11 protein-coding genes and 2 pseudogenes are annotated in these 17,024 nt (G+C 55.2%); 6 read left to right on the plus strand and 7 right to left on the minus strand.

Annotated features, from left to right (window positions below):
• The 3 genes from sapF to AC6I7A_RS09920 all read left to right on the plus strand — a co-directional run bounded on the left by sapF (position 1) and on the right by AC6I7A_RS09920 (position 3,063).
• Positions 1–804, plus strand: a complete 804-nt coding sequence (gene sapF / locus AC6I7A_RS09910) for a putrescine export ABC transporter ATP-binding protein SapF (protein WP_058957874.1) — start codon at positions 1–3, stop codon at positions 802–804.
• Between the two features lie 140 nt (positions 805–944).
• A complete protein-coding gene (fabI, locus tag AC6I7A_RS09915; RefSeq protein WP_009090006.1) occupies positions 945–1,733 on the plus strand; it encodes an enoyl-ACP reductase FabI in 789 nt (262 codons plus the stop codon).
• Positions 1,734–1,950: 217 nt separating this feature from the next.
• Positions 1,951–3,063, plus strand: a complete 1,113-nt coding sequence (locus AC6I7A_RS09920; protein ID WP_058957875.1) for a CMD domain-containing protein — start codon at positions 1,951–1,953, stop codon at positions 3,061–3,063.
• 27 nt (positions 3,064–3,090) lie between these two features.
• Here AC6I7A_RS09920 and AC6I7A_RS09925 read toward each other — a convergent pair whose 3' ends face one another.
• Entirely contained in the window at positions 3,091–3,987 is an 897-nt protein-coding gene (locus AC6I7A_RS09925) for a LysR family transcriptional regulator (RefSeq protein WP_033736237.1), read from the minus strand.
• 928 nt (positions 3,988–4,915) lie between these two features.
• Here AC6I7A_RS09925 and AC6I7A_RS09930 point away from each other — a divergent pair.
• The gene (locus tag AC6I7A_RS09930; RefSeq protein WP_498003531.1) at positions 4,916–5,551 is read left to right on the plus strand and encodes a metallophosphoesterase family protein; all 636 of its coding nucleotides are present in this window, start codon (positions 4,916–4,918) and stop codon (positions 5,549–5,551) included.
• 234 nt (positions 5,552–5,785) lie between these two features.
• On the opposite strand, the pseudogene AC6I7A_RS09935 reads toward AC6I7A_RS09930, so the two are convergent.
• From AC6I7A_RS09935 to AC6I7A_RS09960, 6 genes and pseudogenes are all read right to left on the minus strand, one after another.
• Positions 5,786–5,869, minus strand: a pseudogene (locus tag AC6I7A_RS09935) (hypothetical protein); the annotation flags it as partial.
• A gap of 132 nt (positions 5,870–6,001) precedes the next feature.
• A pseudogene (locus tag AC6I7A_RS09940) lies at positions 6,002–6,957 on the minus strand (integrase core domain-containing protein).
• 988 nt (positions 6,958–7,945) lie between these two features.
• The gene (locus tag AC6I7A_RS09945; protein WP_058957879.1) at positions 7,946–8,149 is read right to left on the minus strand and encodes a hypothetical protein; all 204 of its coding nucleotides are present in this window, start codon (positions 8,147–8,149) and stop codon (positions 7,946–7,948) included.
• Positions 8,150–8,225: 76 nt separating this feature from the next.
• Positions 8,226–8,936 carry a YoaK family protein gene (locus AC6I7A_RS09950; protein ID WP_046101899.1) on the minus strand — a complete coding sequence of 237 codons (711 nt, stop codon included), beginning with the start codon at positions 8,934–8,936 and terminating at the stop codon, positions 8,226–8,228.
• Between the two features lie 167 nt (positions 8,937–9,103).
• Positions 9,104–10,648 (minus strand): methyl-accepting chemotaxis protein, encoded by a 1,545-nt coding sequence (locus AC6I7A_RS09955; protein WP_009089998.1) that lies wholly within the window; start codon positions 10,646–10,648, stop codon positions 9,104–9,106.
• A 161-nt stretch (positions 10,649–10,809) separates the two neighbouring features.
• Complete coding sequence (locus AC6I7A_RS09960; protein ID WP_058957880.1) at positions 10,810–12,396, minus strand: PTS transporter subunit EIIC; 1,587 nt, start codon at positions 12,394–12,396, stop codon at positions 10,810–10,812.
• Between the two features lie 261 nt (positions 12,397–12,657).
• Between AC6I7A_RS09960 and AC6I7A_RS09965 the strand changes: the two genes are divergently transcribed.
• Positions 12,658–14,961: an FdhF/YdeP family oxidoreductase gene (locus AC6I7A_RS09965; RefSeq protein WP_058957881.1), complete on the plus strand. Its 2,304-nt coding sequence runs from the start codon at positions 12,658–12,660 to the stop codon at positions 14,959–14,961.
• 110 nt (positions 14,962–15,071) lie between these two features.
• Complete coding sequence (locus AC6I7A_RS09970; RefSeq protein ID WP_058957882.1) at positions 15,072–17,006, plus strand: exoribonuclease II; 1,935 nt, start codon at positions 15,072–15,074, stop codon at positions 17,004–17,006.
• Positions 17,007–17,024: the final 18 nt, after the last annotated feature.

Consider the following 17,024-nt stretch of genomic DNA (forward strand, 5'->3'; position numbering starts at 1 on the left):
ATGGAAACCCTGCTGGAAGTGCGCAACCTGAGTAAAACGTTTCGCTATCGCACCGGTTTGTTCCGCCGTCAGCATGTCGAGGCGGTGAAATCGGTGAGCTTTACCCTGCGTGAAAGGCAGACGCTGGCCATCATCGGTGAGAACGGATCAGGAAAATCCACCCTGGCGAAAATGCTAAGCGGCATGGTCGCGCCGACGGAGGGTGAGATTCTGATTGACGATCATCCGCTGACCTTCGGCGATTATGGCTACCGCAGTCAGCGCATCCGCATGATTTTTCAGGACCCCTCCACCTCCCTGAATCCGCGCCAGCGCATCAGTCAGATTCTCGATTTTCCGCTGCGGCTCAACACCGATCTCAATGCGGAAGCGCGCGAGAAGCGCATCATCGCAACCCTGCGGCAGGTGGGATTACTGCGCGATCACGCCGGTTATTATCCCCATATGCTGGCACCCGGTCAGAAGCAGCGTCTGGGTCTGGCCCGTGCGCTGATCCTGCAGCCCAAAGTGATCGTGGCCGATGAAGCGCTGGCCTCACTGGATATGACCATGCGCTCTCAGCTGGTGAACCTGATGCTGGAGCTGCAGGAAAAACACGGTATCTCCTACATTTATGTGACGCAGCATCTGGGCATGATGAAACATATCAGCGACAAGGTGCTGGTGATGCATCAGGGCGAAGTGGTCGAGCGCGGCGGCACCGCGGATGTGCTGGCCTCACCGCTGCAAGATCTGACCCGACGCCTGATCAGCAGCCACTTCGGCGAAGCGCTGAGTGCCGAAGCCTGGCGACGCGAGCGCTGATTTTGCTGCCCGTCGCGGAAATTGCGGGCCGGTTTACCTGATTTATGAGAGACGTGCTAGAATCCGCACGTCGATTAACGTCGGTCGCTTACTTTTTAATCATGCGGCCGCCAACAACAATGACCATAAGGATTACAGCTATGGGTTTTCTTTCCGGTAAGCGCATTCTGATTACTGGCGTTGCCAGTAAACTTTCCATCGCCTACGGTATTGCACAGGCGATGCACAAACAGGGCGCAGAACTGGCTTTCACCTACCAGAACGACAAGTTAAAAGGTCGTGTGGAAGAGTTTGCTAAAGATTTGGGTTCAGACATCGTGCTGCCATGTGACGTAGCAGAAGATGAGAGCATCAAATCTCTGTTCACTGAACTGGCAAAAACCTGGCCGAAATTTGACGGTTTCGTTCACTCTATCGGCTTCGCGCCTGGCGACCAGCTGGATGGCGACTATGTGAACGCCGTTACCCGCGAAGGCTTTAAAATCGCGCATGACATCAGTGCTTACAGCTTCGTTGCGATGGCGAAAGAGTGCCGTGAGATGCTGAATCCAGGCTCCGGCCTGCTGACCCTCTCTTACCTGGGTGCTGAGCGCGCGATCCCGAACTACAACGTGATGGGTCTGGCGAAAGCGTCCCTGGAAGCGAACGTGCGTTACATGGCAAACGCCATGGGCCCGGAAGGCGTGCGTGTTAACGCCGTCTCTGCAGGTCCAATCCGCACCCTGGCCGCTTCAGGCATCAAAGATTTCCGTAAGATGCTGGCGCATTGCGAAGCGGTCACCCCGATTCGCCGTACCGTCACCATCGAAGATGTCGGCAACTCTGCCGCGTTCCTCTGCTCTGATCTGGCAGGCGGCATCACCGGTGAAGTCGTTCACGTTGATGGCGGCTTCAGCATCGCCGCGATGAACGAACTGGAACTGAAATAAGTTCCCTGAGGGCGAGCCTGGCTCGCCCTCTTTTTTTGCCCCCGCCCCGCCTCACTCCCTGATTTTTCTGCCGTTATAGCGTAACGCTATTAATTATCACCGATCATTCTTTTGCCCCGGCCCGGCCATCAGCGACGATAAGCCTGCCCTTCGGTTTATGCACATTTTCAGATTCTGCCGCCTGCATACCGAACCCGAATCTGCAAAAGGATTGATCATGGAACAACGCCGCTATCCGGGCCATAACCACTGGTTTTACGAGAGCCAGACCAGTCCACGAACCTCTCAGGCCGCGCCGCTGGTGCCCGAGGCCGCCCATATCGATGACCGCTTTCTGCTGGGCTGCCACGCCGATCACGCCGGGATGCACGCCCTGTTGCGCTCGCAGCAGCCCGCCCTGCTGGCCGCACGCGATCTGGCGCAGCTGCTGTTTCCCGATCGGGTGACCACGTCGCTCACCCATACGTTAACGCTCTACGACCGCCTCAGCACCGCCCTGACCGTCGCGCAGGTGGCGGGGATCCAGCGCTTGTGTAACCACTACTCTGCCCGCCTGAATCCGCTGCCCGGCCCCGACTCTTCACGCGAAAGTAACAACCGCCTGACCCAGATCACGCAGTACGCCCGTCAGCTGGCGATGCAGCCTGAGCTGATCAACGGCAGCGCCATTACCGCACTGGATGGGGTTGGCCTGACCGAGCCCGATATCGTGACGCTGAATCAGGTGATCGGGTTTGTCAGTTATCAGGCGCGGGTGGTGGCGGGCTTACAGGCACTGCAGGCTCAGCCGGTTCGCTGGCTGCCCGGCAGCACCGCGCCCCCCGATGCAGAGGCAACCGGCTTCGATCAGCCCGCCCGCTGGCAGCCGGTGCTGAAGCCGCTGGAGCTGCGTTATGCCAGCGCGGAGCAGCTCGCAGCAATCACCCGTTGCCAGTCACTGCCGGGTATGCAGGAGGCAGTCTGGGTGCTAGCACACGATCCTGCGGCGTTATATGGCTGGGCGCAGCTGCGTCAGCACCTCTCTGACGAACCTGCCTTGCCAGAGGCGGTCGCCGCCCGCATCCTCGGCAGTCGCTGGCTTTTCCGGCTGCTGGACGGTCAGGCGAGTCTGATTGAAGGGGTCGATGATGCCGGATCACGCGGCGCAGAACAGCAGATTATCGCACTGGCGGCGCAGCTTACCCGCTCACCGGAGCGCTTCAGCGCGGCCCATCTGCAGCCCCTCATGGAAGCGGGCTGGGAGAATGATGCGCTGTTCGCGCTGATTCAGCGTGTCGCGATAGGCAACTGGAACAGTCGCCTCTTTTACGCGTTGGGCGAAGCGCAGTAATCGTAAAAAGTGCGAGCCTGCCGCCGGTTACATCGGCAGCCGCGCGCGTGCTTCATCGAAAAAGTGCTGGGCCAGCGGGGTGGCACGGCCAGGCTCGGCGATAACCAGCGCCGCCTGACGTGCCATGGGTGGCAGCGTGATGGCGCGCTGCTGCAGCCCCTGAAGTGAAGCGGGCAACAGATGCCCCACTGGTGAAACCAGCAGCCCCAGCCCGACCTGGGCGCACTGCATCAGCTGCATGACGGACGCGCTCTCGACAATCACCCGTGGTACCAGACCTGCCTCACGAAAGGCCATGTCGAGATAACGGCGAAAATAGCGGGTCGGCTCCGCCAGGCAGAGCGGCTGTTGCGCCAGATCCGACAGCGCCAGCGGCGTATCACCCACCAGCGCCGGGAAATGGTCAGGATGGAACACCGCTTCAACGCCGCGGTCCGCCAGCAGCTCGGTCTGAAAATGGAGTTCGCGCAGGGTCGCCATCTCAAAAAAGCCGATGCCGACATCCACGGTGTGACTGTTGAGCGCATCCAGCAGCTGATCAGCGCTCAGCACCGCGATGCGGTAGTCGAGCTGCGGATATCTCTCCTGGACCACTTTCAGCAGCAGCGGCAGAGCCATGCTGCACTGCGGAACCACTCCCACCCGCAGCGTGCCGTTTACCCCATGTTTCAGTGATTCGACTTCCAGCTTCAGCCCCTGATACACCGAAACGATTTCCCGCGCCCATGCCAGCACGCGATCGCCCTCTGGCGTAAATCCGGCGAAGTTATTACTGCGGTTAATCAGCGGCAGGCCCAGCTCTCGCTCCAGATTTTTCAGGCGCATAGAGAGTGTCGGCTGTGTAACGAAACTGGCTTCCGCGGCGCGCCCGAAATGGCGTTCGCGTTCCAGGTTACACAGGTAAATCAGTTGTTTAATGTCGATTTTAATTACCAATCAATTAGTCAGGTGTTAATTAAATTTCCATTTAGTGTTACGTACTACGCGATGTACTAAATGAAATTTCACCTCAGATTTCTTTTCTTCTCACATGATACTATGCCTGTTGCAGGTGGGCTTCAAATTGTGGGTCGGTTTGACTCGAACACTGATCAAACTTCAGCTGTAACCTTATCCAACACGATGATGCCCTGTAGTTCATGACCCTCTATCGTCTCACCATCCTGAGTGATAATCCCTGTATTGAATAATTCCCCAGTTGCAGGTAGTCATCAAACTGGAATGATACCGTATCACCTGGTCGGGCCTGAAGAGATCGGTCTAACATAGCAAATCCGCCTTGCGTTTCTATGCGGAGCATGTGGTTCGGGCTCTGTCGCCTGTTCCATGAACATATCCTGTTCGCGCCGTATCCACTGATTGCACTGCTGCAACGTCCAGTGATGGTTAACGGCCTCCAGCTTCGCCTGGAATGCACTGGTCGTCACTATCTGCCGCCCCAGTCGGTTCAGCGTTATAGCCTGTTTGAATGCAGGCCGTTTCTCATAGTCTCTCGCCATCAATTATCTTCTTCTGATAAATACTGCATGAATAAACAACAATAGCGATAGATGGATTTAATCAATGCGAAACGGGAAGCAAAATTGTAAAGCTGAGGATGGTGTTGAAATTTTCGGCTAGAGGCTTCGGTTACGAATAACTAATCTCAAATTACATCCCCCGCAACTTGCTCATTGAGGTACGGTTGATTCATTACCTGGTCGCCAGGTTTTTTTCGCTTTTAGTAGTATGATATAAATCACGCAATACTAATTTTAATAAATTCCTTAGGGGCAATATACTTACCAGAAGGGGTTTTTTAGCAATTTCTGCAGGTCTGTCTTTAGTTAGCTGTGATTCGAAGTTTTTCTCCATGAGAAAAGACGTTCTTCGTATCTGTGTAGCCTCTGACCTTCACTTTGGTCAAAAAGATACTGACTACCAGGCTTTTGCTAACAGTTTTATCTCGACAGTTAATGGATTTAACAAAAAAGAGAAAATCGATTTTTTAGTTTTTAATGGTGATTTGGTTCATGGCGATAGCAAATTCATTATGCCGGTGAGAGACAAATTAAACGAACTTGATATGCCGTATTATGTTACTAAGGTAAATCACGATACTGTTGATGAAAAACCATGGAAGGATTGCTTTAAAACAGAATTCAATCATGAATTTGTAGTTGAAGATGATGCGTTTATTTTTCTTAATACTTCGGATTATGCAGGTGCTTATCTTTGTCCTGACCTTAGCTGGCTTAAAGACCATCTTGAGAAGCACAAGAATGCCAGAAACATCTTGGTGCTCATGCATATTAATCCGGCTGGAGAGACCAAATTTGCGGCAGAGTGCGATGAAATGCTGAATTTGTTTTCTTCGTACCAGAACGTCAGAGAAGTCTTTAATGGTCACGATCATGAGGAGGATGGCGCGATTCTGCAAAAGAGTACGCCATTTATCTTTGACGGCCACATTGGCGGGAGTTGGGGCGTCAATTACCACGGTTTCTGAATCATCGAAATCAGAGGCCAAGACAAAATAATCACCTATATGATGAATCAAGATAAAGTCATCAACAAAACAAAAATTTAATAGTCAGGAGGTGTTAACCTCATCTTGACTGGAATGATTTAGGCATATCTTTCCAAATTATTTACTGAGCTTTTAGGATATGAATCAGACTGAACATCACCCTATATTTTACCAATGCCTTAAGGATTTCATTTTCCACTTTGGTGCCAATTCTTATTTTGAGTAGACCTGAACGCACAAATCAATCCAGCGCCCAATTGGTATATCAATCGGCGCCCCAGCCTCATATCCTTTAACTTCATTGCGAGCTCAATCCGGATCTGATGCATGTTCGCGATGGAGAGTTTTGATAAGCAGGTTGTGCTGCCCCCATAATAAGATAAAACCTTCAGTTAGTAATGTCGGCTGATTTTCTTCATATTTCCTGTTTCACCAGTCCGTTGCAAATTCAGCTGGTGCTTGGTAAGCCAGCGATGAATGGGGACGGATCTCGTTATAGCCCTGCCGCCAGTCATTAATCATTTTCCGGGCATGAAAAATATCGCTAAACCAGTGTTCTTTCAGATATTCATCGCTAAATCATCCTTTGAACTTTCAATAAATCCGTTCTGCGTTGGCTTGCCTGACGGGATAAGCTGTATCCACACCATGCTCAACGGCCAATTGATAGAGTGCGCAGCAGGTAAATTCCGGGCCTTGATTGATTTTTATTGTCATCGGATATCTTTGAGACAGCGCTATGCTGTCCAGAATACGCGTGACCAGAACGCCTGAAATAACTTAAAGTCTCCTTCGTGAAATCATTTAAACAGGTCAGGCACTTAATCCTGCGGCCGCTGGCAAGTAAGCCCATAAAGAAATTTATCGACCATGTAAGGTTCGGCGCATCCGGGCGCAGAGGCGGAACATGTACGGTCCCCAGCCCTTACGGCGTCGTGTTCGTTTAATCGCAAGCTCATCAATACGCCCTGATAAATGTGCATCAGCAGCCGGACGCTGAGCATCATAACGGCAGTTCGTCAGGGACAAGCCTGTAAGTCTGCTGGCACAACGTTGCGACAGACCGGTTGCATCACACATCAACACTACGGCTCCCTGCTTCTGGCCTGTCGTCAGTACTTTCTCCCCAGAGCCATCTGAAGCGCCTCCTTATCCAGCATGATCCAGCATGTCTTCGGCAAGCAGCTTCCTGAACCTGGCGTTCTCTTCCTTTAGCCCCATCAGGCGCTTAACCTCGGACTCCTCCATACCGCCATACTTCTTACGTCAAATGTAAAAGGTGGCGTCGGAAATAGCTTGCTTACGGCAGAGCTCACGGGCAGAAACCCGGCTTCAGCCTTGCGGAAAATAATGATGATTTGTTCGTCGGAAAGACGCTTCTTCATAGGGATGTCCTCATGTGGCTTATGAAGACATTACTAACGTCGCAATGTATTGATCAACGGGGAGAGGTCAACTCCGCCTTAACCTCTCAGTGTGGTAAAGAACTCATATCCATAATTCGCAGGTAAAATTATTTGAATCGGCAATTAATGGCTGGTAAATAATCTTAACTTTCAATAAGGAGATGGATCATGCCTTTGTTCACATTTGGCCTGTTAACAATTGCAGGTGCAGTTTTAGTACCTGCATTATGGCTGTTATTTTATGGATTCCGCCGTTTTGGAGCCTTTATTGACCGCAAACCAACCCCGGGCGATCGGGTCCCATGGTACCTAGCTATTAGTCTTGTCTTTGGTATTGTTGCTGGCTCTTTATTACAGCCTGGCTGGGATAGAGTAAGCAGTTGCCATAATTATGATGGCACACCGTACGCAAAATGCGTTGGGAACATGATCATACCAGGCAGATAGCAAAAAACCCGCCAAGTAGCGGGTTTTCTAATCGCTTTCTTTAGGGTGGCGAAATAGCTTTGCCTGATTCATTGGCCGCTATACCCATCATAAATGCTTCCGTTGCTTCAAAAAAATGATAGTACGGTTAATTGACGTATGTTCAAGCCAAAGCATCAGTGCTGGAGTTGCACCAGCCTCCACCACCGCTATCCTAAAGCATTATGGCCATACGAAAATGCAACATAAAAATCAATAAAATCAACATTCATGAAAATCATGGGCACTGTTCATCTATAAAGATATCGCTGATTTACCTTCGAGGATATGTTAGGTATTCAGCCTGTCCATACATGGGTCATTTACGCACAAAGCATTGAGGTATGGCTGATTACCTTTGGAAAAGAATTATAAGGAGCTTAGATCCAAGCACGAATTGATATAGGCTTTAACGCGCAGACTATTTAAGAGTTGAATGCCGAAATCGGCCAACTGAAGTCTGTAATTGGTTTTCTTTTGGCCAAGCTTCGCCTATGCCTCCTCAGTCAATCAGCAGATACTTAGCGACAGAGCCAATCTTGAGTTCATAGGAAGTTTCAGTGACGTTAATCTCTTCAAGACTGTAGTTTGGAGTGCCAACTTTAAAACGGGCGTCCAGTTTGTCGATGTACCGGCGCAAGATTGCATCATGCGAGCGGAATGCTGAGCTGCTGATAGAGTCGACCTTCAAAATCAGGCCTTCCATGGCGTAATCCAGCGCTCTGAATTGATTGGGGTTTAGAGGTTACCCTGTGCTGGCCCTGAAGGTTTAACCGCACGGTTCATTTGCGCGGCCGGAAAATGGCGTTCAGCGCCAGGCAGATCAGGCCGAACCCCACCAGCAGCAGAAAGTCGTAGCTGAGCAGCCTGTAGAGCCCTATTCCGGCTATACCGCCCGCCAGGAATGCGAGCAGCGTCAGCACATGCAGCCGCAGCCGACTCAGGTAGAGCGGTGCCTCTTTCGGGGAGATTTTACGTCGCAGCACCTCAAACAGCATCGCCAGCTCAATCCCGATATCGGTCGCCGTGCCGGAGACATGGGTGGTACGGACGCGGGCGTCCGAAATCCGTGTGACCACCGCATTCTGCAGCCCCATCAGAAAGCTCAGGCTCAGGATTAACACCACGCCCGGCGACAGCGGCGGAAAGTGATTCTCTATCACCCCCAGTACCATCAGCGCAGCGCCTTCAGCCAGGATGACAAAGGCATAAATAGTGCGGATGTTTCTGCGGCGACCGGAATTGATAACCAGGGTGGAGAGCGCCGACCCGGCGATGAAGAGGATGACGATGGCGAGAAAAAAGAGGCCGGTTCCCGGATTCGCTTTTGCCAGATGATCGGAGAGCAGCGAGACATTGCCGGTCATGTTGGCAGAAAAGAAACCGACAATCTCAAAGGCGGCGGTGTTCAGCGCCCCCGCAGCGGCCGCCAGCGTACAGGCCAGACGGGTGTCGGCGCTGTGGCTGCGGGCACTTTCTGTACTGATTAGCATGACCACCACATATTCAGAGGAAAGCCTTATCATCCGCCGTTTCCCGGCCGGCGACAAGGCGCTGAATCAAACTCTCCCGACGCACTGACCTCAGGGCAAGCTGCCCGGATAACCTGCCTTACCGGCAGCAGGTTTCGCGCGGCACTGGCGCCGCGCGGAACCGCCGGTTAATGGCTGGCGAGACGGAACGTGGATACCGACTGCGTCAGGTACTGCACCTGCTCTTCCAGCGAGGCGGAGGCCGCTGCAGACTCCTGCACCAGCGCCGAGTTCTGCTGCGTCACGCTGTCCATTTCGGTCACGGCCTGTTCAATCTGACCGATGCCGCGACTCTGCTCATCTGACGCGGTAGAGATATGCTCCATCAGCAGGTTAACCTGGCTGACCGAGGAGATAATCGCGCTCATCGCCTCACCCGTGCGGCTGACCTGATCAGAACCGGCGTGAATGATGGCGACCGATTCGGCAATCAGGCTCTCAATCTCTTTAGCGGCCGTGGCGCTGCGCTGCGCCAGGTTCCGGACTTCGCCCGCCACCACCGCAAAACCGCGACCCTGCTCCCCGGCGCGGGCCGCTTCCACCGCTGCGTTCAGCGCCAGAATATTGGTCTGGAAAGCGATGCTGTCGATAACGGTGGTGATCTCTTCAATCTTCTTCGAGCTGGCGTTAATCAGCCCCATTGAGACCACCACTTCCTGCGACACTTTCTCACCGCTTTCGGCATTTTTCACCGCTTCACTGGTCAGGCGGCAGGCTTCAAAGACGTTTTCGGTGTTCTGTTTCACCGTTGCGCCCAGCTGCTCCATGCTGGCGGCGGTCTCGGTCAGCGCGGCTGCCTGCTGCTCGGTGCGTGAGGCGAGATCGATGTTGCCCGCAGCAATTTCCTGTGACGCGGTGGAGACGGAGCGGGTCGAGTCACGAACCTGCAGAATGATAGAGGTCAGCGCGCTGCGCATCTGCTCCAGCGAGCCCATCAGCAGCTGAATTTCACTGCGGGAGTTCGCCCTGACCGGGACGCTGCTGTCCAGCACGCCCGCCGCAATCAGCCTGCAGTGTTCCTGCGCATCATTCAGCGGGGAGAGCACGTAGCGCTTCATGAAGATGTAGATCGCGATGATGATGGCAAAAAAGAGCACGCCAAACAGTCCCAGCAGGGTAATGCCGGTGGTGAAATGACTCTGCGCATCACTGTTGAGTTTTCTGGCGTAGGTTTCATGCTGCGCCAGCACCCGATCCAGAATGATTTCATACTGGCGATCCAGACGCACCACGGTGGCAATCTGGTTTTTGAATCGCAGCTGGTCGTGCGCTTCTGCTGCTTCAATTAACGGCTGCAGGCCCTGCTGGCGATAGGCCTGATAGGCCTGACGATAGGCTTCCGCTTCAGCCTCTTCGCCCGGCAGACGCGGCGCGTTCATATAGGCCTCAAACGCCGCATCCGCCTTACCGGCAACGGTGCGAACGCTGTCCAGCGTGGCCGGGTTATTCGCCTCACTGCCCTCTATCGACTTCATGTACTCCATCAGGCGGACACGCAGCGTACGGCTGTGGTTGATAGGGTCGATCACCGACAGCACAACGCGGATCTCTTTGTTAACCGCATTCAGGGAGTGATTGCTTTGAACAAGCAGCCAGGTACTGATTGCCACGCTGGTAAGAAACAGCGCCAGCAGGAAAGAAAAAATAATCAGGGAGGACTTTTTTAACGACATCGCTACGTTCCGGAAATTGGGAGGATTAGTGGCTATATCGGCAAAAAAAAGCAGCCCATTAGGGCTGAACTTTTTTTAGTTACAATAAGCGGAGCGGCAGCGTGCAGCCTTTCTCCCCCTTTCCGGCAGACCGCCCGCTGATGACCCGAAACAGGCTGTCGCTAAGCTACGCCTAGCGCCCGCTTTACCTCACTGGCGACTTTCTCGACCTGCGGCCCGTAAATTACCTGAACATCATGCTCGCTGACGCGATTGACGCCGTTGGCACCGGTGCTCATCAGCGTCTGATCCACCACCTGATTCATCTCTCTGACCCGTACCCGCAGTCGGGTAAAGCAGCAATCGACATCCTCGATATTGGCCTGCCCGCCCAGCCCGCTGATAATCACCTGGGTGCGCTCATCCGCAGCGACCTGCTGCGGTTTCTCCTCTTCCGATTCCCGGCCCGGCGTTTCGACATGCATCCGGGTGATCACCAGCCGGAAAGCGTAATAGTAAAGCGGTGCATAGACGGCCCCCAGCGCCAGTGTCCACCACCAGTGCGTTTTCGCCCCGCCCAGCATGCCGAATACCACCAGGTCGATGATGCCGCCCTGCACATTGCCAATCATCAGGTGCAGCATCGACATCAGCATGAAGGAGAGACCGGTCAGGAAGGCGTGCAGGAGATAGAGTACCGGCGAGACAAAAATAAAGCAGAACTCCAGCGGTTCCGTAATACCGGTCGTGAACGAGGTCAGCGCGCCCGCCATCACCAGCGCTTTGACCCGCTGTTTATGCTCTGGCCGTGCGGTGTGATAGATCGCCAGGGCAGCGGCGGGCAGGCCAAACATCATGACCGGAATTTTGCCCTGCGCCAGAAACTGCGTGGCGGTGCGCAGCGTCGCATCCGGGATCGACCCCGGATGGGTCAGCGACGCGTTGAAGATGTTGAGCGCACCGACAATGGTCTGGCCATCGACCACGGCCATACCGCCGATCGGGGTGAAGCGAACGGTTTCGTTGAGGATATGGTGCAGGCCGGTGGGGATCAGAATGCGTTCAAATGCCCCCAGCAGGAACGCGCCATACTGGCCACTTTTGCCGATCATCGCGCCGATCCAGGCGATCCCCTGGCCAATGGTCGGCCAGACCAGCGCCAGCAGCACCCCCACCAGCGGCAGGCAGACGACGGTGACGATCGGCACAAAACGACGCCCGCCAAAAAAGCTGATCGCGGTGGGCAGTTGCTGGGTGTAAAAGCGGTTGTGCAGCGCGACCGTTATCAGCCCGGCAATCACCCCACCCAGCACGCTCATGTTGTAGGTAAAAACCCCCAGCATGCTGATATATTCCGCCGAGGTCATCATCGCCGTCGTCTGATCCATCCCCGCCTGCTGCAGAGCGGCCGGTGTGGTGGTGGCGGCCGTGATCCCTTTGGCCGCCAGGGTGGCGCTGATGCCGACATTCATCACGATGTAGCCAATCACCGCAGCAAACGCGGCCGTGGGCTTCTCCGCTTTTGCCAGCCCGATAGCACTCGCCACGGCAAAGAAGAGCGGCAGGTTTGTAAACAGCGCACCGGCGATCTTGCGGATAAAGCCAATGATAACCTGCGGCACCGCCATCTGAACAAACGCCTCACCGGTCACCGCCGGGTTCTGCATCGCCGCCGCCAGCCCGAGAAAGATCCCTGCGGCGGCGATCACCGAGATTGGCATCATTAGCGCTTTGCCGAACGCGTGGATCTGGCTGGTCAGCTGTTTCATGGTGTCGCGCCCTCTCTGATGATAAACAGCAAGTATTAGCCCGTTACCGAGAGAACTCCCGTTATCAGCGCGTTAAAACTGGGTAAAATCTGACCAGCATCACACTTCTGGCCGATGCACGATAAACGCCAGCTATCGCACCATTATGTCAATCAATTAGACAAGGTATGACGATAATTGCACACTCCCCTTCACCATCAGGCTATAACCTGATAACAATCATCAAACAATTATTCTTACTATAAAAAGCCTGCACTCAATATGAAATTTAAACGCCAAATCAAACCCTACCGCGCGGCTGCGGGCGGCTGGGGTTCACTGGAAGCCACCACGCGTTTCGTTCTTGACAGCAAAGCGGCCCTGAAAAATATGCGCAACCTGATGCGCATGAACAAAGCACGCGGTTTTGACTGTCCGGGCTGCGCCTGGGGTGATGACAATAAAAGTACCTTCAGCTTCTGCGAAAACGGCGCAAAAGCGGTGACCTGGGAAGCGACGCGCCGGGTGGTTGATACCGACTTTTTCGCCCGGCATAGCGTAACCACCCTCTACACCCAGAGTGACTACTTCCTGGAATATCAGGGTCGTCTGACGCATCCGCTGCGCTACAACGCCGAAACTGACCACTATGAGCCAATCAGCTGGGACGACGCCTTTGCGCTGATCGCGCAGCACATTAAGGCGATGGACAATCCGGATCAGATGGAGCTTTACACCTCCGGTCGCGCCAGCAATGAAGCCTCCTGGCTCTATCAGCTGTTTGGTCGCCTGGTGGGCACCAATAACTTTCCTGACTGCTCCAATATGTGTCACGAAGCCAGCGGCACCGGGCTGAAGCGCAGCATTGGCGTCGGTAAAGGCACCATTCGTCTGGACGATTTTGACCATGCGGATGCGATTTTTGTCTTTGGTCAGAACCCCGGCACCAACCATCCGCGCATGCTGCACAGCCTGCGTCACGCTGCCGACCACGGCGCAAAAATCGTGACCTTCAACACCCTGCGCGAACGCGGTCTGGAACGCTTTGCCGATCCACAGAAACCGCTGGAAGTGGTGACCTCTAAAGCCGGCACCATCAGCTCCTCCTACTACCAGCCGAATCTGGGCGGAGATATGGCCGCCGTGCGCGGCATGGTGAAATCCCTGCTGGAAACCCACCGTGCCCGCCTGGCGGCAGGTGAAAGCGGCCTGTTCGATCAGACCTTTATCAATGCCAAGACCAACGGCATTGAGGCCTACCTTGACGCCGTAGACAACACCAGCTGGATGCAGATTGTGGCGCAGTCGGGCCTGACGCAGGCGCAAATCCGTGAAGCAGCGGCCATCTATCAGAGCGCTGACCGGGTGATCTGCACCTGGGCGATGGGGATCACACAGCACAAGCATTCGGTAGACACGGTGCGTGAAATCACCAACCTGCAGCTGCTGTTTGGCCAGCTGGGCAAAAAAGGCGCAGGTCTCTGCCCGGTGCGCGGTCACAGTAACGTGCAGGGCAACCGGACGATGGGCATTGATGAGAAACCGACGCAGGCGTTCCTGGATGCGCTGGGCAACCATTTTGGTTTCGAGCCACCGCGTGCCGCGGGCCACAACACCGTTGAAGCGCTGAATGCCATGCTGCGTAATGAAGTCAAAGTGCTGATTGCGCTGGGTGGCAACCTGGCCGCGGCGGCGCCCGATTCACCGCGCACGGAAGAGGCGTTATCGCGCTGTGGTCTGACCGTACACATCAGCACCAAGCTGAACCGCAGCCACCTGGTGCCGGGTCATGAAGGGCTGATTCTGCCGACGCTGGGCCGCACGGAACGTGACCGCCAGGCAACCGGCAATCAGTTTATTACCGTCGAAGACTCGTTCAGCATGGTGCACGCCTCCGAAGGGATCGGCATTCCGCTGGCGGAAACGCAGCGCTCTGAAACGGCCATCGTCGCCGGGATCGCGCAGGCGGTGCTGGGTGATGACAAAGTGAAGTGGCGCGACCTGGCGGGTGACTACAACCTGATCCGCGACCATATCGCCGCGACCATTCCGGGCTTTGCCGACTTTAACGCGAAATGCGATATTCCTGGCGGGTTCTACCTGGGCAATGCCGCTGCGGAGTTACGCTTCAATACACCAAGCCAGAAAGCGGAATTTAATGCGTCGATGCTGCCGGACTCGCTGTTCCCGGCGCTGGATCAGGCGGTGCCGTTTACCCTGCAGACCCTGCGTTCACACGACCAGTACAACACCACCATCTACGGCCTCGATGACCGTTATCGTGGCGTGTTTGGTCAGCGAGAAGTGGTCTTTATCAATCCGGACGATATGGCGGATCTGGGCTTTACCGAAGGCCAGAATGTCGATATCGAAACGCTGTGGAATGATGGCATCACCCGTCGCGTCAGCGGTTTCAAGCTGGTTCCTTATAATATTCCGCGCGGAAATCTGGCGGCCTACTATCCGGAAACCAACCCGCTGGTGCCGCTGAACAGCTTTGGTGATGGCAGCGGTACACCGACCTCCAAGTCGGTGCCCGTGAAGCTGGAACTCTCCCAGGCGCAGGCCGATCAGCGCATCGCCTGATCGCCTGTCAGCCCCTCTGAAAAGCCGGTTCGTCCGGCTTTTTGCCTTGCCGCGCGGCGTCGATTCGCGTAAAACTGTCAGCCGCATTCAGGCCACGAAACGTAAAAATTATGTTCCAGGATAACCCGCTGCTCGCGCAGCTGAAAGAGAAGCTCCATTCACAGACACCACGTGCAGAAGGCGTGGTAAAAGGCACCGAAAAAGGCTTCGGCTTTCTGGAAGTCGATGCGCAGAAAAGTTACTTCATTCCGCCTCCGCAGATGAAGAAAGTGATGCATGGCGATCGTATCGTCGCTGTGATCCACACCGATAAAGACCGCGAAAGTGCTGAACCGGAAACCCTGGTTGAGCCGTTTCTGAGCCGTTTTGTCGGCCGGGTACAGAAGAAAGACGATCGCCTGTCGATCGTGCCCGACCATCCCCTGCTGAAAGAGGCTATCCCGTGCCGCCCGGCGCGCGATGTCAGCCATGATTTTGAGAATGGCGACTGGGCTGTCGCTGAAATGCGTCGTCATCCTCTGAAAGGCGACCGCGGTTTTTACGCCGAAATTACCGATTTTATCGTCAAAGCGGATGACCATCTGGCGCCGTGGTGGGTGACGCTGTCGCGTCACAACCTTGAGCGTGAAGCGCCGGATGTCAGCTTTGGCGAGATGATGGATGAGAATCTGACGCGCGAAGATCTGACCGCGCTCAATTTTGTCACCATTGACAGCGCCAGCACCCAGGATATGGATGATGCGCTTTATGTGGAAGCGCAGGCGGATGGCTCGCTCTCCCTGACCATCGCTATCGCCGACCCGACCGCTTATGTCGCGGAAGGCAGTCAGCTGGATAAGCTGGCAGCGAAGCGCGCCTTCACCAACTACCTGCCGGGCTTTAACATCCCGATGCTGCCGCGCGAACTCTCTGATGATGTCTGCTCGCTGCGTCCGAATGTCCGCCGTCCGGCGCTGGCCTGCCGCGTCACCGTGGCCGCCGATGGCAGCCTGGCGGATGATGTCACCTTCTTTGCAGCCTGGATCGAGTCCAAAGCCAAGCTGGCTTATGACGACGTTTCTGACTGGCTGGAAAACAGCGGCAGCTGGCAGCCGGAGAGTGACGCGATTGCAGAACAGATTCGTCTGCTGCATCGCCTCTGCCAGGCGCGCAGCGAGTGGCGTCAGACCCACGCGCTGGTGTTCAAAGATCGTCCTGACTACCGCTTCCTGCTGGGAGAAAAAGGTGAAGTGCTGGAGATCGTCGCGGAACCGCGTCGCATCGCTAACCGCATCGTTGAAGAGGCGATGATCCTGGCAAACATCTGTGCGGCGAAGGTGCTGCGTGACCGTCTCGGCTTTGGTATTTACAACGTCCATGCCGGTTTCGATGCCACCAATGCTGAACAGGCCGCCGCAGTGCTGGCGAATCATGGCATTACCGTGGATGCTCAGGCGATTACTACCCTGGAAGGCTTCCGCGTGCTGCGTCGTGAACTCGATGCCCAGCCGACGCCGTTCCTGGACAGCCGCATCCGTCGCTTCCAGACCTTTGCCGAGATCAGCACCGAGCCGGGCCCGCACTTCGGGCTGGGACTGGAGGCGTACGCCACCTGGACCTCACCCATCCGTAAGTTTGGCGACATGATCAACCATCGCCTGCTGAAAGCGATCATCCGTGGCGAGACGATCGCCCGTCCGGACGATGCCGTGACGGTCACGATGAGCGAGCGCCGTCGTCTGAACCGCATGGCCGAGCGTGATGTGGGTGACTGGCTCTACGCCCGTTATCTTGCGCCGTTTGCCGGCACCGATCGTCGTTTCAGCGCCGAGATTATCGACGTGTCACGCGGCGGTATGCGCGTTCGTCTGCTGGAGTATGGCGCGGTGGCCTTTATCCCTGCTCCGTTCATTCACGCGGTGCGTGATGAGATGGTCTGCAGCCAGGAGAATGGCAGCGTTCAGATTAAAGGCGAGGTGGTTTACCGTGTGACTGACGTGATTGATGTCACCATCGCCGAAGTCCGTATGGAAACCCGCAGCGTCGTGGCGCGCCCCGCCGTCTGAGTTCCAGCTGACTTACGC

It is taken from the genome of Type-F symbiont of Plautia stali (assembly GCF_059731105.1).

Coding starts and splice junctions, on each gene's coding strand:
- AC6I7A_RS09955 (WP_009089998.1), bottom strand. CDS start 10,648: ATGTCGTTAAAAAAGTCCTCCCTGATTATTTTTTCTTTCCTGCTGGCG.
- sapF (WP_058957874.1), top strand. CDS start 1: ATGGAAACCCTGCTGGAAGTGCGCAACCTGAGTAAAACGTTTCGCTAT.
- AC6I7A_RS09920 (WP_058957875.1), top strand. CDS start 1,951: ATGGAACAACGCCGCTATCCGGGCCATAACCACTGGTTTTACGAGAGC.
- AC6I7A_RS09930 (WP_498003531.1), top strand. CDS start 4,916: ATGAGAAAAGACGTTCTTCGTATCTGTGTAGCCTCTGACCTTCACTTT.
- fabI (WP_009090006.1), top strand. CDS start 945: ATGGGTTTTCTTTCCGGTAAGCGCATTCTGATTACTGGCGTTGCCAGT.
- AC6I7A_RS09970 (WP_058957882.1), top strand. CDS start 15,072: ATGTTCCAGGATAACCCGCTGCTCGCGCAGCTGAAAGAGAAGCTCCAT.
- AC6I7A_RS09950 (WP_046101899.1), bottom strand. CDS start 8,936: ATGCTAATCAGTACAGAAAGTGCCCGCAGCCACAGCGCCGACACCCGT.
- AC6I7A_RS09960 (WP_058957880.1), bottom strand. CDS start 12,396: ATGAAACAGCTGACCAGCCAGATCCACGCGTTCGGCAAAGCGCTAATG.
- AC6I7A_RS09945 (WP_058957879.1), bottom strand. CDS start 8,149: ATGGAAGGCCTGATTTTGAAGGTCGACTCTATCAGCAGCTCAGCATTC.
- AC6I7A_RS09965 (WP_058957881.1), top strand. CDS start 12,658: ATGAAATTTAAACGCCAAATCAAACCCTACCGCGCGGCTGCGGGCGGC.